At 69.2% G+C, this 16125-nt stretch carries 18 protein-coding genes; 6 read left to right on the top strand and 12 right to left on the bottom strand.

All coding sequences use genetic code 11. The annotated features are described in order from the left end of the window. Window positions 1–11: 11 nt before the first annotated feature. Window positions 12–824, bottom strand: a complete 813-nt coding sequence (proC, locus tag E6C76_RS14845; RefSeq protein ID WP_136349015.1) for a pyrroline-5-carboxylate reductase — start codon at window positions 822–824, stop codon at window positions 12–14. A gap of 59 nt (window positions 825–883) precedes the next feature. Continuing rightward, window positions 884–1573, bottom strand: coding sequence for a YggS family pyridoxal phosphate-dependent enzyme (locus E6C76_RS14850; protein ID WP_136349016.1), 690 nt, complete (start codon window positions 1571–1573; stop codon window positions 884–886). A 102-nt stretch (window positions 1574–1675) separates the two neighbouring features. On the opposite strand from E6C76_RS14850, the gene E6C76_RS14855 reads away from it, so the two are divergent. Beyond that, window positions 1676–2716: a type IV pilus twitching motility protein PilT gene (locus E6C76_RS14855; protein WP_136349017.1), complete on the top strand. Its 1041-nt coding sequence runs from the start codon at window positions 1676–1678 to the stop codon at window positions 2714–2716. Between the two features lie 126 nt (window positions 2717–2842). After that, on the top strand, window positions 2843–3976 hold the full coding sequence (locus tag E6C76_RS14860; protein ID WP_136349018.1) for a PilT/PilU family type 4a pilus ATPase: 1134 nt from the start codon (window positions 2843–2845) through the stop codon (window positions 3974–3976). Window positions 3977–4018: 42 nt separating this feature from the next. On the opposite strand, the gene E6C76_RS14865 is transcribed toward E6C76_RS14860, so the two are convergent. The 3 genes from E6C76_RS14865 to E6C76_RS14875 all read right to left on the bottom strand — a co-directional run bounded on the left by E6C76_RS14865 (window position 4019) and on the right by E6C76_RS14875 (window position 6603). Next, window positions 4019–5182, bottom strand: a complete 1164-nt coding sequence (locus E6C76_RS14865; protein ID WP_136349019.1) for a THUMP domain-containing class I SAM-dependent RNA methyltransferase — start codon at window positions 5180–5182, stop codon at window positions 4019–4021. A gap of 94 nt (window positions 5183–5276) precedes the next feature. After that, the gene (locus E6C76_RS14870; RefSeq protein ID WP_136349020.1) at window positions 5277–5687 is read right to left on the bottom strand and encodes a CopD family protein; all 411 of its coding nucleotides are present in this window, start codon (window positions 5685–5687) and stop codon (window positions 5277–5279) included. A 25-nt stretch (window positions 5688–5712) separates the two neighbouring features. Continuing rightward, on the bottom strand, window positions 5713–6603 hold the full coding sequence (locus E6C76_RS14875; protein ID WP_136349021.1) for an NAD-dependent epimerase/dehydratase family protein: 891 nt from the start codon (window positions 6601–6603) through the stop codon (window positions 5713–5715). A gap of 24 nt (window positions 6604–6627) precedes the next feature. Between E6C76_RS14875 and E6C76_RS14880 the strand changes: the two genes are divergently transcribed. Together E6C76_RS14880 and E6C76_RS14885 are read left to right on the top strand one after the other, a co-directional pair. Continuing rightward, entirely contained in the window at window positions 6628–7644 is a 1017-nt protein-coding gene (locus E6C76_RS14880) for a CDP-6-deoxy-delta-3,4-glucoseen reductase (RefSeq protein WP_136349022.1), read from the top strand. A 5-nt stretch (window positions 7645–7649) separates the two neighbouring features. Next, window positions 7650–8786, top strand: coding sequence for an EAL and HDOD domain-containing protein (locus tag E6C76_RS14885; protein ID WP_136349023.1), 1137 nt, complete (start codon window positions 7650–7652; stop codon window positions 8784–8786). Between the two features lie 80 nt (window positions 8787–8866). On the opposite strand, the gene E6C76_RS14890 is transcribed toward E6C76_RS14885, so the two are convergent. The 3 genes from E6C76_RS14890 to E6C76_RS22080 all read right to left on the bottom strand — a co-directional run bounded on the left by E6C76_RS14890 (window position 8867) and on the right by E6C76_RS22080 (window position 10966). Then, a complete protein-coding gene (locus tag E6C76_RS14890; RefSeq protein ID WP_136349024.1) occupies window positions 8867–9175 on the bottom strand; it encodes a c-type cytochrome in 309 nt (102 codons plus the stop codon). A 406-nt stretch (window positions 9176–9581) separates the two neighbouring features. Continuing rightward, a complete protein-coding gene (gene queF / locus E6C76_RS14895; RefSeq protein ID WP_136349025.1) occupies window positions 9582–10439 on the bottom strand; it encodes an NADPH-dependent 7-cyano-7-deazaguanine reductase QueF in 858 nt (285 codons plus the stop codon). Continuing rightward, window positions 10436–10966, bottom strand: coding sequence for an ATP-binding protein (locus E6C76_RS22080; protein WP_168734354.1), 531 nt, complete (start codon window positions 10964–10966; stop codon window positions 10436–10438). The genes queF and E6C76_RS22080 overlap by 4 nt, the downstream gene beginning before the upstream one ends. 256 nt (window positions 10967–11222) lie before the next feature. Here E6C76_RS22080 and E6C76_RS22085 point away from each other — a divergent pair, with 256 nt between their 5' ends. Then, window positions 11223–11756 carry a hypothetical protein gene (locus E6C76_RS22085; RefSeq protein ID WP_168734355.1) on the top strand — a complete coding sequence of 178 codons (534 nt, stop codon included), beginning with the start codon at window positions 11223–11225 and terminating at the stop codon, window positions 11754–11756. 5 nt (window positions 11757–11761) lie between these two features. Here the strand turns inward: E6C76_RS22085 and E6C76_RS14910 are convergent, their stop codons facing one another. The 3 genes from E6C76_RS14910 to E6C76_RS14920 are packed head-to-tail and all read right to left on the bottom strand — an operon-like array spanning window position 11762 to window position 13954. Next, complete coding sequence (locus E6C76_RS14910; protein ID WP_136349028.1) at window positions 11762–12142, bottom strand: sirohydrochlorin chelatase; 381 nt, start codon at window positions 12140–12142, stop codon at window positions 11762–11764. Between the two features lie 2 nt (window positions 12143–12144). Continuing rightward, window positions 12145–12939 carry a tRNA threonylcarbamoyladenosine dehydratase gene (locus tag E6C76_RS14915; RefSeq protein ID WP_136349029.1) on the bottom strand — a complete coding sequence of 265 codons (795 nt, stop codon included), beginning with the start codon at window positions 12937–12939 and terminating at the stop codon, window positions 12145–12147. A gap of 55 nt (window positions 12940–12994) precedes the next feature. Continuing rightward, window positions 12995–13954 carry an MBL fold metallo-hydrolase gene (locus E6C76_RS14920; protein WP_136349030.1) on the bottom strand — a complete coding sequence of 320 codons (960 nt, stop codon included), beginning with the start codon at window positions 13952–13954 and terminating at the stop codon, window positions 12995–12997. Between the two features lie 111 nt (window positions 13955–14065). Between E6C76_RS14920 and E6C76_RS14925 the strand changes: the two genes are divergently transcribed. Continuing rightward, the gene (locus E6C76_RS14925; protein ID WP_136349031.1) at window positions 14066–15217 is read left to right on the top strand and encodes a MalY/PatB family protein; all 1152 of its coding nucleotides are present in this window, start codon (window positions 14066–14068) and stop codon (window positions 15215–15217) included. A gap of 63 nt (window positions 15218–15280) precedes the next feature. On the opposite strand, the gene E6C76_RS14930 is transcribed toward E6C76_RS14925, so the two are convergent. Further along, entirely contained in the window at window positions 15281–16111 is an 831-nt protein-coding gene (locus E6C76_RS14930) for a helix-turn-helix domain-containing protein (RefSeq protein ID WP_136349032.1), read from the bottom strand. Window positions 16112–16125 lie beyond the last annotated feature (14 nt).

Raw genomic sequence — 16125 nt, forward strand, 5'->3', positions numbered from 1 at the left:
CCGTCTCTCCCTCAGTCCTTGCCCAGTTCGGCGCCCAGCTCGCGCCCGCGCGCGGCGGCCGCGCGCGCCGCGGCCACCAGCGCATCGTGCCAGCCGGCGCTCGCCAGGGTACGCAGCGCAGCCTCGGTGGTGCCGCCCTTGGAGGTCACGCGCTCGCGCAGCACGCTCGCCGGCTCGTCGGCGGCGGCAGCCAGCCTGGCCGCGCCCAGCGCGGTTTCCACCGCCAGGCGGCGCGCCGTGGCTTCATCGAAGCCGAACTCGCGCCCGGCGGTCTGCAGCGCCTCGATGAAATGGAAGACATAGGCCGGCCCGCTGCCGGAGATCGCCGTCACCGCATCGATCTGCGCCTCGCTGTCCACCCACACCGTGCCGCCGACCGCCGACAGCACCTGTTCGGCGGCCGCGCGTCCGGCGGCATCGACCGTGGGATCGGCATACAACCCGGTGATGCCGGCGCCGATCAGTGCCGGGGTGTTGGGCATGGCGCGCACCAGCCGGCGATGCCCGCCCAGCCAGCGCGACAGGGCATCCAGCCCCAGCCCGGCGGCAATGCTGACCACCAGCTGCGTGCCCAGGCGCCCGACCATCGGCGCCAGCGCGGCCTTCATCTGCTGCGGCTTGACCGCCAGCACCAGCACGTCGGCGGCCAGCCATTGTTCATCCGCGCCTTCCACCGCGCGCACGCCGAAACGCTCGGTCAGGCGCGCGCGGTTGTCGGCCTGCAGGTCGACGACCTGTAGATCGGCGCCGGCAAAACCCTTGTCGGCCAGACCGCCGATCAACGCGGCGGCCATGTTGCCGCCGCCGAGAAAACTGATTTTCATGCCCATCGTCGTTGCTCCACTAAGGAGTGAGGGTTGAGTGGCGCTGCCGGGAAGGATGCTCAGGCCGGGCGCCTCGCGCCGAAGATCGCCGTGCCCACGCGCACGATGGTGGCCCCGGCGGCGATCGCCACCTCCAGATCGTGCGACATGCCCATCGACAGGGTATCGAGTTCCAGCCCTTCGCCGGCCAGGCGCGCGCGCAGCACGCCGAGCACGCCGAAGCGCGCGGCCAGCAGCGCAGCATCATCGGTCGGTTCGGGAATGCACATCAGTCCGCGCAGCCGCAGGCGCGGCAGCGCGGCCACCGTGTGGGCGAGCGCGACGGCCTCTTCCGGCGCCACACCGCTCTTGCTGTCCTCGCCGCTCACGTTGACCTGGATGCACACGTTGAGCGGCGGCCGATGCACGTCGCGCTGGGCGGACAGGCGCTCGGCGATCTTCAGCCGGTCGATGCTGTGTACCCAGTCGAAGCACTGCGCCACCGGGCGCGTCTTGTTACTCTGCAGCGGGCCGATGAAGTGCCATTCCAGCCCCAGTCCGGCCAGCTCCTCGGCCTTGGCGCAGCCTTCCTGCACGTAGTTCTCGCCGAACGCGCGCTGGCCGGCGGCGGCCGCTTCGCGCACGGCCGCCGCCGGCCAGGTCTTGCTCACCGCCAGCAGGGCAACCTCTTCCGCTCCCCGCCCGCAGGCCCGCGCGGCCGCATGGATGCGTGCGTTCACGGCTTGCAAGTTGGTGGAGATTGATGTCATATAGCGCCTGCCTTGGCCGCCGGAATGAGGCCGCCAGAGTATAGCACCGGGCCGCGCACGGCCCGGGCCGCCCGCCCCCGCCGCCAGAGCCCCGAGCCGCGCATGGACATCACCGAACTGCTGGCCTTCTCGGTCAAGAACTCCGCCTCCGACCTCCATCTTTCCGCCGGCCTGCCGCCGATGATCCGCGTGCATGGCGACGTGCGCCGCATCAACCTGCCGCCGATGGAGCACAAGGACGTACACGCGATGGTGTACGACATCATGAACGACGCCCAGCGCAAGCAGTTCGAGGAAACGCTGGAGTGCGACTTCTCCTTCGCGGTGCCCAACCTGGCACGCTTCCGGGTCAACGCGTTCAACCAGAACCGCGGCGCGGGCGCGGTGTTCCGTACCATTCCGTCCAAGGTGCTGACCCTCGAACAGCTCAACTGTCCGAAGATCTTCAAGGAGATCGCCGACCAGCCGCGCGGCATCGTGCTGGTCACCGGGCCGACCGGCTCGGGCAAATCCACCACGCTGGCGGCGATGGTCGATTACGTCAATGAAAACGAATACGGTCACATCCTCACCGTCGAGGACCCGATCGAATTCGTGCATGAATCCAAGCGCTGCCTGATCAACCAGCGCGAGGTACACCGCGACACCATGTCCTTCTCCAACGCGCTGCGCGCCGCGCTGCGCGAGGATCCGGACGTGATCCTGGTGGGCGAGATGCGCGACCTGGAAACCATCCGCCTGGCGCTCACCGCCGCCGAGACCGGCCACCTGGTGTTCGGCACCCTGCACACCTCGTCGGCGGCCAAGACCATCGACCGCATCGTGGACGTCTTCCCGGCGGCCGAGAAGGACATGGTGCGCGCGATGCTCTCCGAATCGCTGCGCGCGGTGATCTCGCAGACCCTGCTGAAGACCAAGGACGGCTCCGGCCGCGTGGCGGCACACGAGATCATGATCGGCACCCCGGCCATCCGCAACCTGATCCGCGAGAACAAGATCGCCCAGATGTACTCGGCCATCCAGACCGGCCAGAACGTCGGCATGCAGACGCTGGACCAGTGTCTGGCCGATCTGGTACGGCGCAACATCGTCTCCGCGGCGGAAGCCAAGGTGCGCGCGCAGAACAAGGACAGCTTCATGTAAGAGCCTCCTGTCTACGATTTTTCATGGACCCATGAAAAGATCGCACACAGGCTCTAAGTCGGCCGGCCGGGAAGCCGGCACGACCCCCGACCAATCCGCCGGAAACCCCGGCCGGAGGAAGGCACGATGGAACGCGACCAGGCACTCAAATTCATGCACGACCTGCTGCGGCTGATGCTGCAGAAGAAGGGCTCCGACCTGTTCATCACTTCGGGGTTTCCGCCGGCGATCAAGATCGACGGCAAGATCGTCCCCCAGTCCAACCAAGCGCTCTCGCCGCAGCACACCGCCGAACTGGCGCGCGCGATCATGAGCGACCGGCAGGCCGCCGAGTTCGAATCCACCAAGGAATGCAACTTCGCCATCTCGCCGGCGGGCATCGGCCGCTTCCGCGCCAATGCCTACATCCAGCAGGGGCGCGTCGGCCTGGTGCTGCGCACCATCGCCCAGCAGATTCCCACCTTCGACGATCTCGGCCTGCCCGCGGTGCTGCGCGACATCGCCATGGCCAAGCGCGGGCTGGTGATCTTCGTCGGCGGCACCGGCACCGGCAAGACCACCTCGCTGGCCGCCATGGTGGATTACCGCAACGAGCACTCCTACGGCCACATCATCACGGTCGAGGATCCCATCGAATACGTGCACACGCACAAGAACTGCATCGTTTCGCAGCGCGAGATCGGCATCGACACCGACTCCTGGGAACTGGCGCTGAAGAACACCCTGCGCCAGGCGCCCGACGTGATCCTGATGGGCGAGATCCGCGACCGCGAAACCATGGACTACGCCATCGCCTTCGCCGAGACCGGCCACCTGTGCCTGGCCACGCTGCACGCCAACAGCGCCAACCAGGCACTCGACCGCATCATCAACTTCTTCCCGGAAGACCGCCGCCAGCAACTGCTGATGGACCTGTCGCTGAACCTGCGCGCGCTGATCTCGCAGCGCCTGCTGCCGATGAAGGAGCGCAAGGGCCGGGTGCCGGCGGTGGAAGTGCTGCTCAACTCGCCGCTGATCGCCGACCTGATCTTCAAGGGCGAGGTGCCGGGCATCAAGGACGTGATGAAGCGCTCGCGCGAACTGGGCATGCAGACCTTCGACCAGAGCCTGTTCGACCTCTACGAGGCCGACCTGATCACCTACGAGGACGCACTGCGCAACGCCGACTCGATCAACGACCTGCGCCTGCACATCAAGCTCAACAGCCAGCACGGCGAGCGCGACCTGCAGTCCGGCATCCAGCACCTGGACATCGTCTGAGCGCCTGCCCGCGATCTTTGCGCAGGCAGGCTCCGGGCCGCCTCAACCGGCGTCGGGTGCCTCCCCCCGCCGGTTGGAGCCGGCCACCATGCGGTATTCGAACACCCGGCATTCCAGCGCGCCGTTGAACAGCGGCGTGCGCTTGCTGGCCTTCAGGCCGATCAGCTTGGGCAGCGCCGGGTCGGCCGACAGCAGATAGGCCCGCCAGCCGCTCCAGTTGCGCTTGAGCGCGTCCCCCAGCCTGGGATACAGCGCGGCCAGTTCCTCCTGCTCGCCGATGCGCACGCCGTACGGCGGATTGGCCACCAGCACGCCTTCCGGCGCGGGCGCCTGGCGTTCCAGCACGTCGGCGCGGTCGAGGTACACCGCATCCACCAGGCCGGCGGCCTCCAGGTTCACCCGGCTGCGGCGCACCTGCTCGCCGACGATGTCGGAGCCGTACAGCGCCAGACGGCGCACCGGCTGGCGGCGTGCCTCCGCGTCGCGGCGCAGCGTTGCCCAGACCGCGCGGTCGAACTGGCGCAGGCGCTCGAAGGCGAACCCGCGCCCCAGGCCCGGCGCGATGTCCAGGGCGATCTGCGCGGCTTCCAGCAGGAAGGTGCCGCTGCCGCACATCGGATCGACCAGCGCCTCGTCCGGCCGCCAGCCGCTCAGGCGCAGGATGCCGGCGGCCAGGTTCTCCTTCAGCGGCGCCTCCACGGCGGCGCGCTTGAAGCCGCGCCGGTACAGCGGCTCGCCCGAGGTATCGAGGTACAGCGTGGCGGTGTCGCGGGTCAGGAAGGCATGGATGCGCACCGCCGGATCGGCGGTATCCACGCTGGGCCGCCGCCCGGCCACGGTGCGGAAGTGGTCGCACACCGCGTCCTTGATGCGCAAGGTGACGAATTCCAGGCTCTTCAGCGGCGACTGCTTGGCGGTCACATAGACCCGCAGTGTGTCGTCCGGCGTGAACCAGCGCGCCCAGGTCGGCCCATAGGCGAGCCGGTACAGATCCTCTTCGCCACGGTAACGCCCGCCGGCCACGCGCCACAGCACGCGAGTGGCCAGCCGGCTTTCCAGATTGACCCGGTAGCAGGTCGGCCAGTCGCCGGCAAAGGCCACGCCGCCGGGCACGGCCGCAACGTCGGTGGCGCCCAGCGTGCTCAGCTCATCGGCCAGCAACGCTTCCAGGCCACGCGGACAAGGGGAGAAAAACTGCTCGGACATGGGATTTCCAGTAGGCGCGCCCGCGCGCAGGCGGAGCGGAACAAGGCGGAAGGAGCCGCTGCGGCCCGCCATTGTAGCGGGCCGGCGGCGCGGGTCAGAACGGCTTCAGCACGGCCAGGAAGACCACCACGAAGAGCACCAGCACCGGCACTTCGTTGAACACGCGGAACCACACATGGCTCTTCGTGTTGCGCCCGGCGGCGAAATCGCGCAGCAACCTGCCACAGTACAGGTGATAGCCCACCAGCCCGAGCACCAGCGTGGTCTTGACGTGCAGCCAGCCGCCCTGGAAACCGTAGCCCAGCCACAGCCACAGGCCCAGGCCGACCGCCAGGATGCCCAACGGGGTCATGAAGCGGTACAGCTTGTGCTCCATCAGCGTCAGGCGCTCGATGGTGGCCGCGTCCGTGACCATCGCGTGGTTCACGAACAGGCGCGGCAGATAGAACAGCCCGGCGAACCAGGCGACCACGAAGATGATGTGCAGGGACTTGACGACCAGCATGGGGATGGACTCTCCAGGAAACGATTCAGGCTGCGGGAAGGCCGGCATCCGCGAGCGCGGCGCGCAGACCGTCGCGCACGCTGGGATGGCGCAGGTGCGTACGCAGTTCCCGCCGGAGGCGCTGGTTGCTCAACACGCGCGACTCCGACATGAACGACAGGGTGGCCGGTGACAGGCGTTCGGCGATCTGCGCGCGCGGCAGGCGTGGCGGGCGCACCAGCCCAAAGGTATCGGCGACCAGATCGAAATAGTCGCCCATCTTCATGTGCGTATCGTCCACCGCGTTGTAGGCCCGCCCGCCGCGCGCGCGGAACAGCGCCACGCAGGCCAGCCAGGCCAGATCCTCGGCATGGATGTGGTTGGTGTGCACGTCCTCTCCGGCAAGCAGCACCGGATCGCCGCGCCGCAGGCGCTCCAGCGGCAGACGGTCGGCCGCGTAGATGCCCGGCGCGCGCAGCACGCCCAGGCGCACGCCGTGACGCCGGCCGAAGGCACGCAAACGGTTCTCCGCGTCCACGCGGCGGCGCGCGCGCGGGGTGCGCGCCTGGCGGGGGTGGGTCTCGTCGATCCGCTGTCCTGCGCAATCGCCATATACCCCGGTCGTACTGATGTACACGATGCGCTGTGGTATGCTGCGGCGGCGCGCCAGCGCGGCCAGCAGGTGCGCGGTACGCGGATCGGCGAGGCCTTCGCCGGGCGGCGGAGCGAAATGCAGCAGCATATCCGCCATTCCCGCCAGACGCGCCAGGCTGCGTGGCTGGTCGAGGTCGCCGAACAGGGGCCGCGCGCCGAGCGCGCGCAACGTGGCGGCGGTGGAGGGATCACGCACCAGGGCGAACACGCGGAAGCGGCGGACCAGCCACGGGATCGCGCGGCGCGCGACGTCGCCGCAGCCGACGATCAGGACGTTCTTCATAGAGTCAGGATTATCTCACGCAACATGGCTTTCCAGATTTCCCTGCAACCCGGCGGCCAACACTTCTCCGCCGAACCCGAACAGACGCTTCTCGACGCCGCGCTGGCCGCCGGCCTGCTGCTCCCGCACGGTTGCCGCAACGGCGCCTGCGGCGCCTGCAAGGGCAAGGTGCTGAGCGGCGAGATCGATCCCGGCGCGCCCGCTTCCGCAGTGCTGAGCGATGCCGAGCGCGCCGCCGGCGTCACCTTGCTGTGCCGCGCCATGGCACGCTCCGATCTGCAACTGGAGGTGCGCGGCGTGACGCGGGTAGGCGACTTCCCGGTGAAGAAGCTGCCCTGTCGGGTGCAGCGCCTGGAACGCGCTGCCGACGATGTGATGATCCTCGACCTGCGCCTGCCGGCCAGCGAGGCGTTCCAGTTCCGCGCCGGGCAGTACATCGATTTCCTGCTCGCCGACGGCGCACGGCGCAGCTTCTCGATCGCCAACGCCCCGCACGATGCCGGACACCTCGAACTGCACGTCCGCAAGGTACCGGGCGGACGCTTCACCACCCAGGTGTTCGAGAGCATGAAGGAGCGCGACATCCTGCGCTTCGAGGGCCCGCTGGGCAGTTTCTTCCTGCGCGAGGACAGCCGGGCGCCGATCGTGCTGCTGGCCGGCGGCACCGGCTTCGCGCCGCTCAAGTCCATCGTCGAACACGCCGCGCACCTCGGCATCGCCCGGCCGATGACGCTCTATTGGGGATCGCGTGACCGCGCCGGGCTGTACATGGACGCCCTGGCGCGCGAATGGGAACGCACGCTTCCCGGCTTCCACTATGTTCCTGTACTCTCCGGGACGGACGCCGATGCCGGATGGGAGGGCCGTCGCGGGCTGGCACACCATGCCGTCATGGAAGATCTGCCGGACCTTTCCGCCCACGAGGTGTATGCCTGCGGCGCACCGGGCATGATCGACGCGGCGCGCAAGGATTTCATCGAACGCTGCGGCCTGCCCGAGGACGCCTTCCTGGCCGATTCCTTCACTTTCTCGACCACCTGAACGCCATGAGCCAGACCACCATCCTCACCCGCGAGCCCGTGGTCAACAAGAGCCGCTCGATCACCGCCAACCGGCTCATCGCCCATGGCCCGAACGTCGGCGCGGTGGTCGACACCCTCAACGCCCTGGCCGATATCTGGCCCACGCGCCACACGGTGTTCGTCTGCCTCGGCCGCCTGGTGCCGACTCCCGAGCTGATGGGCTGGAACGCGCCGCCCAACGCCATGGTGGAAATCCCCGCGCAGACCCTGGCCCACCCCCAGACCCTGGCCCTGCTGCCGCAACTGCGCGAGGCCGGCATCAGCACCTGCCTGAGCTGGTACACCCCGGAAACCCAGCCGCCGGCCGACGCCGACTGGCGCTTCACGCTGCTCGACGCACGGCGCAACGCCAAACCCGGCGGCGCCCCCGGACTCAGCCTGGCCTGGGGGCTGGCCGACGTGCCGGCCTTCCGCGAGGCGGTGGGCGCGGGCTACGACGGTGCCTCCGGCTGGTTCTTCCTGCACGGCAATCCGCCCCCCAAGGCGCTTTCCCCGGCGCACGCGCAGATCGTCCGGCTGCTCAACCTGGTGCGCAACAACGCCGACATCAAGGAAATCGAGACGGTACTCAAGCAGGACGTGGCGCTGTCCTACAAGCTGCTGCGCTACATCAACTCCGCCGGCTTCGGGCTGATGTGCGAAATCCAGTCCTTCCGCCACGCGGTCAGCATTCTCGGCTACGACAACCTCAACAAATGGCTGTCGCTGCTGCTGGTCACCGCCAGCCGCGACCCCGGCGCCCAGGCCATGATGCAGACCGCGATCGCGCGCGGACGCTTCATGGAGGAAGTCGGTGCCGGTTTCTTCGACAAGTCGCAGCTCGACAACCTGTTCATCACCGGCGCCTTCTCGCTGCTCAACGTGCTGCTCGGCACCTCGATGCAGGCCCTGCTCGACGAGATGAACCTGCCTGCCGGCATCACCGAGGCCCTGCTCTACGAACAGGGGGAATACGCCCCCTTCCTCAAGCTCGCCGCCCTGTGCGAGAACTTCGACGGCGGCGCGCTCGCGGCCGCGGCCGCCGAACTGCACGTCACGCCCGAACAACTCAACCGTGCGCACCTCAGCGCACTCACTTTCGCCGACAGCCTGCAGGCCTGAAAGGCCGGCCCGCCACACTGCGCCCACGCAACAAAAAACCAGCCCGCGGGCTGGTTTTTTGTTGTCTTGCGGCGTGCCGCTTACTTCTGCGTCAGCACCCACTCGGCCAGCGCCTTGGCGTCGGCATCATTCACCTGCGGGTTGGGGGGCATCGGGATCTGGCCCCAATTGCCCACGCCACCCTTCTGGATCTTGGTGGCCAGCGTCGCAGCCGCATCGCCCTGACCGGCGTACTTGGCGGCAACGTCTTTGTAGGCAGGGCCGACAAGCTTCTTGTCCACCGCATGACAGGCCATGCAGTTCTTGGCCTTGGCCAGATCGGCGGAGGCGAAGGCAGGAGCGGCGGACAGCATACAGGCGCCAACCGCGGCGGCAACGAACAGCTTCATGGTGCGTTCCTCTGGGTGAGTGAAATAAAAAGGTGGGCGGATACTAAACCATGGTGGGCATCTTGCCTACCCGCCCGACCGCTAGGGCATATTCACGCTATCCGCGGCGGATCGCGTGGGTCTGTGTGGCTGTCTGGCAAGGCGCGCGAGGCCGTCAAGGGTGGTTCCCTTGACAACGAGCGCAACGCCGCCAGACGGCCACACAGACCCACCCGAAGGGCCGCCACCCAACCGGGCGCATCTCGGCGTTGCGGCTCCTTGCAAGGCTGCAGCATTGCCGCGTCGCCGCGCCTTGATCTGCGCCCGGTTGGGTGGCGGCGCGACCGCCGGGGATAGCGTGAACATGCCCTGGTCCGGTCAAGGACATAACGCACGAATCCATGGGCCGGTTGACAGCCCGGGCGGCCTATTGGCGTATTTCCATCGTATTAGCCGGCGGGGTCTCTCCGGGGGTGGCGCGCCATGGGTTGATGTCCAGCCCGCCGCGCCGCGTGTAGCGCGCCCAGACCAGCAGGCCGCGGGGGTTGCAGCGCGCCATCAGGTCGCAGAACACACGCTCCACGCATTGCTCGTGGAATTCGTCGTGCCCGCGGAAGGAGACCACGTAGCGCAGCAGGCCGGCGCGATCGATGGGCGCTCCCCGGTAGCGCACGACCAGCATGCCCCAGTCCGGCTGTCCGGTGACCAGGCAGTTCGACTTGAGCAGGTGGGAATACAGGGTTTCACCGACCTCTCCGCCCTCCGGCAGGCAATGCAGCAGATCGGGACGCGGCTGGTAGGCATCGATCTCGACGTCCAGGTCATCGATGCACACGCCCTGCGGCACGCCGAACACGCGCGTGGGCGCATTCCCCAGCGGTTCTACGGCCACCCCGACCGGCGCGCCGGCGGCCGCGGACAGATCCTTCTCGATCAATGCGCGCACCGCGTCGGCGTCCGGATAGCGGCTCTGGTTGAACGCGTTCAGGTAGAGCTTGAGCGACTTGGATTCGATCAGCCGGGGCGAATCGGCCGGCACGGTGAAGCGTGCCAGGGCCACCACCGGCTTGCCGCGCAGGTTGAGCCAGGACAGCTCGTAGGCATTCCACAGATCCGCGCCGACGAAGGGCGGCGCGGCCGGATCGACGCCGAGCTCCGCGCGCTTGAGGCGGCGTTCGATGGGAAACAGCAGCTCCGGCGCATAGGTATCGCGGTAGGCGACCGGACGGCCGAGCGGGGAATCCTCCGCGCCATGGACGGAAGGAGAGGTGGCGTGCGCGTTCATGGCGCGCGATTGTATGCGATGGCGCGCCCACGCGCGTGTCCCGGCCGGCCGGCGCTGCCCGGCGGGCCATTCACCCAGGCACGCACCCGGTTGCCCGGCGGCAGGAAACGCAGGCGGTCGAAATACAGCGCCGCGGCCAGCGCGATGCCGCGCCCGTTGGGCGCCGTGCCGCGCGTGGCGGCCAGATCCAGCCAGGGGCGCCAGTCGAAGCCCGCGCCGGCGTCGGCGATCTCGAAGCACCAGCCGCGCCCGCTGCGCCAGGCGCGCAGGCGCGCGTACCGGCGCCCGCGCGCCGATTCGGCCAGGCGGCGCTCCACCTCGGACGCCCAGGTGCCATTGGCCAGCAGACGGGCCTTGCACGCATGATCGATGCCCAGATTGCCATGTTCGACGGCGTTGACCAGCAGTTCCGTCAGGCCGGTCTCCACCGCGACCGATCCGCCGCATAGCGCCGCGCCGCGACGGGCCGCCTCGCGCGCCTCGGGCAGCGTACGTACGCTCAGGGACAGGGTCAGGGAAACAGGCATGCGGCACACGCTACCACGCCGGCGGCCCGTGTGGAATGCGCCCGGCTCCCCGCCGGGCGCGCGCCGATCACGCGGCCAATCCATCCTTGGGGCCACCCGCCGGTTGTCAGGAAATCCTGACAACCGCTTGGCGGGATCGGCCGATTCCACCGGCGCATGATGCACAGCATCATTTGCCTCACGACGCTGCCTCCGATGGGCAGTCCGCCGTCCCCACAAAACCTCATAACAACTATGGGATATAGGGAGAATCGCCATGAGCACCCAGAACATCCCTGCCACGCCGACACCCGACTGGTTTCGCGGTTCCGCCCCGATCTGGGCCAGTCTCGTGAATCTGGCCGAGGCCATGATCGCCAAGGAACATATGCGCCGCCGTCGCCTGTACACCGGCCTGCTGAGCACGGCGGGCGTCATCCTGCTGGTCGGCTTCGGCCTGTCGGGCGCGGTCATGGCGCAGGACACCACGCCGGTTGCCTTTCACCTGCCCACCGCCGTGCTGATGATGATCGTGTTCGTCGTCGTCGGCGGTTTCCAGACCCTGCGCTACCTGGAGCAGCACGCACTGGATGTGGAGGAAGAGCGCCTGTTCCTCCAGGAAGCCAGCCGCGCGCTGCGCGACGGGCTGATCGACCCTGCGCCGCATGCCAGTTCCGGCACGCCGGCGGAACGCCTGATCCGTCAGGAAGCCTGGAAGATCCGCAAGGCCGAGGAAAGCGCCCGCCGTCTGGCCCCCGCGCTGTGGGGCACCGGGTTGACCTCCTCCGGCGCCGGCAATCGCCTGCGCTGAGTCAGTCAGCCACCGCGGGCGCCGGCCAGCGCCCGCGCGGCCATTGCCGCGACCACGCCCTCATCCTCGCCCACCGCGGCACCGAGCATGATGCGCATGTCGGGATGGCGCGCGCCCGCGGCGGCGATCAACGCCGGCAGATCGCGCTTGAGGTGCCCGCCCTGGGCGAGGAACATCGGCACCACGGACACCTCGCGCGCGCCGTCGGCGGCCAGCCGGTCGAGGAGTTCGTCGAGCCGGGGTTCCATGAATTCTAGAAAGGCCAGTTCCACCCGCAGCCCGGGCGCTTCGGCCAGTATGCGCTCGCGGGTGCGCCGCATTGGCCCGGCCCATTCCGGATCGCGCGCGCCATGGCCGAACAGAATCACCGCATCCGCGACACCCATGCTCACCCCTCCTTGCCGCCCGCCGGCTGGGCCAGCAGGCGTTCCACCGCCCGCGCGGCGGCCGCCAGACCGACGGTGGCGGTCATCATCATGCTCGATCCGTAGCCCGCGCATGCCAGCCCCTGCGGACCTCGCCCCGGCCCACAGGCGGCCGGGGGGCGGCTCAACGGCTGGTCCACATAGACCGCCTCCACCCCGAAACGCTTGCGCGGTTCGCGCGGAAAACCGTATTCCTTGCGCAGCAGGGAGCGCAGGCGGGCGAGCAGCGGATCCTGCACGGTACGCGCCAGATCCTCCACGCGCACCGCGCACGGGTCGGTCTTGCCACCCGCGCCGCCGGTCAGCGTCAGCGGTATGCCACGCGCGCGGCAGCCCAGCACGATGGCCACCTTGGCGCGCACGTCGTCGATGGCATCGACGACGAAATCGAAATCGCGCAGCAAACCGGCGGCATTCTCCGGCGTGACGAAATCCTCCACCATGTCGACGCGCATGCCCGGGTGAATGGCCTTCAGGCGCCCGGCCATGGCCACCACCTTGGCCTGGCCCAGCGTGCCTTCCAGTGCGTGGGCCTGCCGGTTGATGTTGGATTCGGCGACGTGATCGAGGTCGATCAGCGTGAGCCGCCCGACGCCGCTGCGCGCCAGCGCCTCGGCCGTCCACGACCCCACCCCGCCGATGCCGACCACACAGACATGTGCGGCGGACAGACGCCCGAGCGCGCCCTCTCCATACAGGCGGGCGATGCCGCCGAAACGGCGGGCAGGGTCGATATCGGCGAGAACGGCGGCGGCCATCGAAGCTTCCGGGCGGCAAAGGACGGCATTCTACCCGCCCGGCGGGGCGCCGCGCTCAGACGGTCTCGACCTCGCGCAGGCTGTCCAGCCAGACGCCAAGCCCCTGGGCATTGAGCACCAAGTCGTCGCGCAGCACTTCGAGCGCTTCGTTCTCATCGACGGTCCAGCCCTGCCGGGCGGCCTCCTCGCGGACGATCTGCTCCAGCCCGGCGAGAATCTCGACGTGTCGCGCCACGCCCTCCCCGCGCGCCGCGCGGGCCACCGCCACCTGGGTGTCGAGCAGGCGGTGCAGGTCGGCGGCCAGACGCTCCACCTCGGTGACCCGGCTGTAGTGGGTGAGATACATCGCCGTGGGCGAATACGACATCAGCCGGTCGATGGAGGCGTGCATCGCGTCCGGGTCGAACTGGGTCGGCGTGGTGGTGGGGAACACGAAGGCACGGCCATCCACGTCCAGTTCGCGATAAGACAGGCCGAAGGTGTCACCGGTGAAGAAGGCGCGCGCGGTCTCGTCCCAGATGCACAGATGGTGGCGGGCGTGCCCCGGGGTGTCGAGGATGCGCAGGCGGCGGCCGCCCAGCTGCAGCACCTCGCCGTCGGTGGCCGGGCGGATGCGCTCCGCCGGCACCGGGACGATGCGCCCGTACAGGGCGAAGGCGCGCTCCGCGCCATACACCGCCGAGGTGCCTTCCCACAGCCGCGAAGGGTCCGCCATGTGGCGCATGCCGCGCGGATGGACCACCAGGCGGGCGTTGGGCAACGCGCACATCAGGCTGCCGGCGCCGCCGGCATGGTCCAGATGGATGTGGGTGAGCAGCACCCAGTCGACCGCGTCGGGCGCCACGCCGAGTCCGGCGAGCACCGCCAGCACGCGGGGCACCGAAGCGTTGGTACCGGTATCGACGATGGCCGCGCGGCCTTCATGGACGATCAGGTGGATCGCCGCGAGTTGTGGCCGGCCATAGCCGGAATCCAGGGCATGAATGCCGTCCGGATGGGTGATGACATCCTGCACGATGGTCTCCTCCTGCACGTTCCGGATGTTTTGGCGCAATTGTATCCGCAGGGCCGACGGGTCGGACAGCGGCAACACCGGGTTACACTGTGCGCCTCCATGGAGACGCGCATGACACGGTGTCCCGACTTTGACCGCATCATCGACCGAGGTTCGCTGCCCGGGGAGAAATGGGCACGCTACGCCGGCCGCGACATCCTGCCGCTGTGGGTGGCGGACATGGATTTCGCCGCCCCGGAGGTGGTGCTCGAGGCACTGCGCGCGCGCCTCGCCCACGGCGTGCTGGGCTATACCGACCCCTGGCCCTCGCTCGTCGAAGCGGTCATCGACGGCATCGCGCGCGACCACGGCTGGCGGGTGCAGGCGGACTGGCTGGTCTGGCTGCCCGGCGTGGTCAGCGGGCTCAACCTCGCCTGCCGGGCGACCGGCGAGCCGGGCGACGAAGTGTTCACCGCCACGCCGGTCTATCCGCCCTTCCTGTCCGCGCCGGAAAACAGCACGCGCCGTCTGGTCAGCCGCCCGCTGGTGCTCGACGGCGGGCGCTGGAGCTGGGAGCGCGATGCCGTGGAGGCCGCGATCGGCCCGCGCACGCGCCTGTTCCTGTTGTGCAACCCGCACAATCCGGTCGGCCGGGTGTTCGACCGCGACGAACTCTCCTGGATCGCCGATCTGGCCGAGCGCCACGATCTGGTGATCTGCAGCGATGAAATCCACTGCGGCCTGGTACTCGATGAGCAGCGCGCCCACCTGCCCATCGCCGCGCTCGACGCGGCGGTGGCCCGGCGCACGATCACGCTGATGGCGCCCTCGAAGACCTGGAACATTCCCTCGCTGTACTGCGCGCTGGCGATCATCCCGGACGCGGGGCTGCGCCGGCGCTTCCGTGCGCAGATGCGCGGCATCGTGCCGCATGTGAATCTGCTCGGCCTGGTGGCCTGCGAGGCGGCCTACCGCGACGGCGGTCCGTGGCGGGCGGCCCTGCTGGAAAAAATGCGCGCCAACCGCGCACGCGTGGCCGAGGCCGTGGCAGCCATGCCCGGTCTGCACAGCGTGGCGCCGGAAGCCACCTATCTGAGCTGGATCGACTGCCGCGCGGCCGGCCTGGAGAAGCCGGCTGCATTCTTCGAGGCCGGCGGCGTCGGCCTGTCGGACGGCGCGCCGTTCGGCGCACCGGGTTTCGTGCGGCTGAACTTCGGCTGCCCGCCGTCCATCCTGGACAGCGCGCTGGCGCGCATGGCGTCGGCACTGCACACACGGCGCTGAAGATTCACCCGATACCCGAAAACGGCCCACGGCTTCCCCGCCGCGGCCGTCGACACATCCCGCTCAACGCACGTCGAGCGGCAGGTAACTCTGGTGGGTGATCCAGCGGTACGCTTCCTCGGCGCTCTGCGCGCCGGCCAGCGCTTCCGCCATGCCGCGCGCCGCCAGCCCGGCGATGCGCGCGAGCACCAGCCGCCGGCCGGGATCGTCGCGCGGCCCCAGCAGCACCATCACCGCGCGCAGCGGCTGGCCATCCGGCGTGTCATAGTGCAGCGCTTCGTTGAGCACGACCACCGCCGCCAGCGCACCGACGCCGGAAACGTATCCACAGGGCACGGCGATCCCGCCGCCGATGGCGCTCGAGACCTCGGCCTCGCTGGCGCGCAGCAGCCGGGCGAGCGACACCGCATCGGTGCCCGGCAGGCTTTCCGCCAGACGCCCGGCGGCCAGATCGAGCACATCCTCCATGCTCGCACCGCTGAGGCCCAGCACGATGCGCTCCGGGGCCAGCAGATCGGCCAGCGCCGCGCCGCGCGGCAACCCGGCGGGCCTGGCCACGGGGAAGCGCTCGTCCAGCATCGCGCGCACCTCCGCCAGTTGCGCGGCATTCAGATTGCGGTGGGCAATTTCCAGGAACAGGGAACCGGCATCCGGCACCCGCTCCACATAATCGACGACCAGCGGGCTGATGCGCTGGGCGAGGTCCATCAGCAGCGTGGCCGGCACCTCCAGTTCCTTGGCCACATCGGCCAGGCGCGCGGGGGTGGGCGCGGCGTCGAGGCCCTTTTCGACACGGCTGAGGTAGGCGCTCGACACCCTCAGCCGGCGCGCCAGATCGCGCAGGCTGAGGCCCGAATCGATACGCAGCAGGCGGAGCGTGGCACCGAAATGCATGGGACTGGGAAACA

The sequence above is a fragment of the Pseudothauera nasutitermitis genome (genome assembly GCF_004801295.1).
In the GTDB taxonomy this organism is placed as follows: domain Bacteria; phylum Pseudomonadota; class Gammaproteobacteria; order Burkholderiales; family Rhodocyclaceae; genus Pseudothauera; species Pseudothauera nasutitermitis.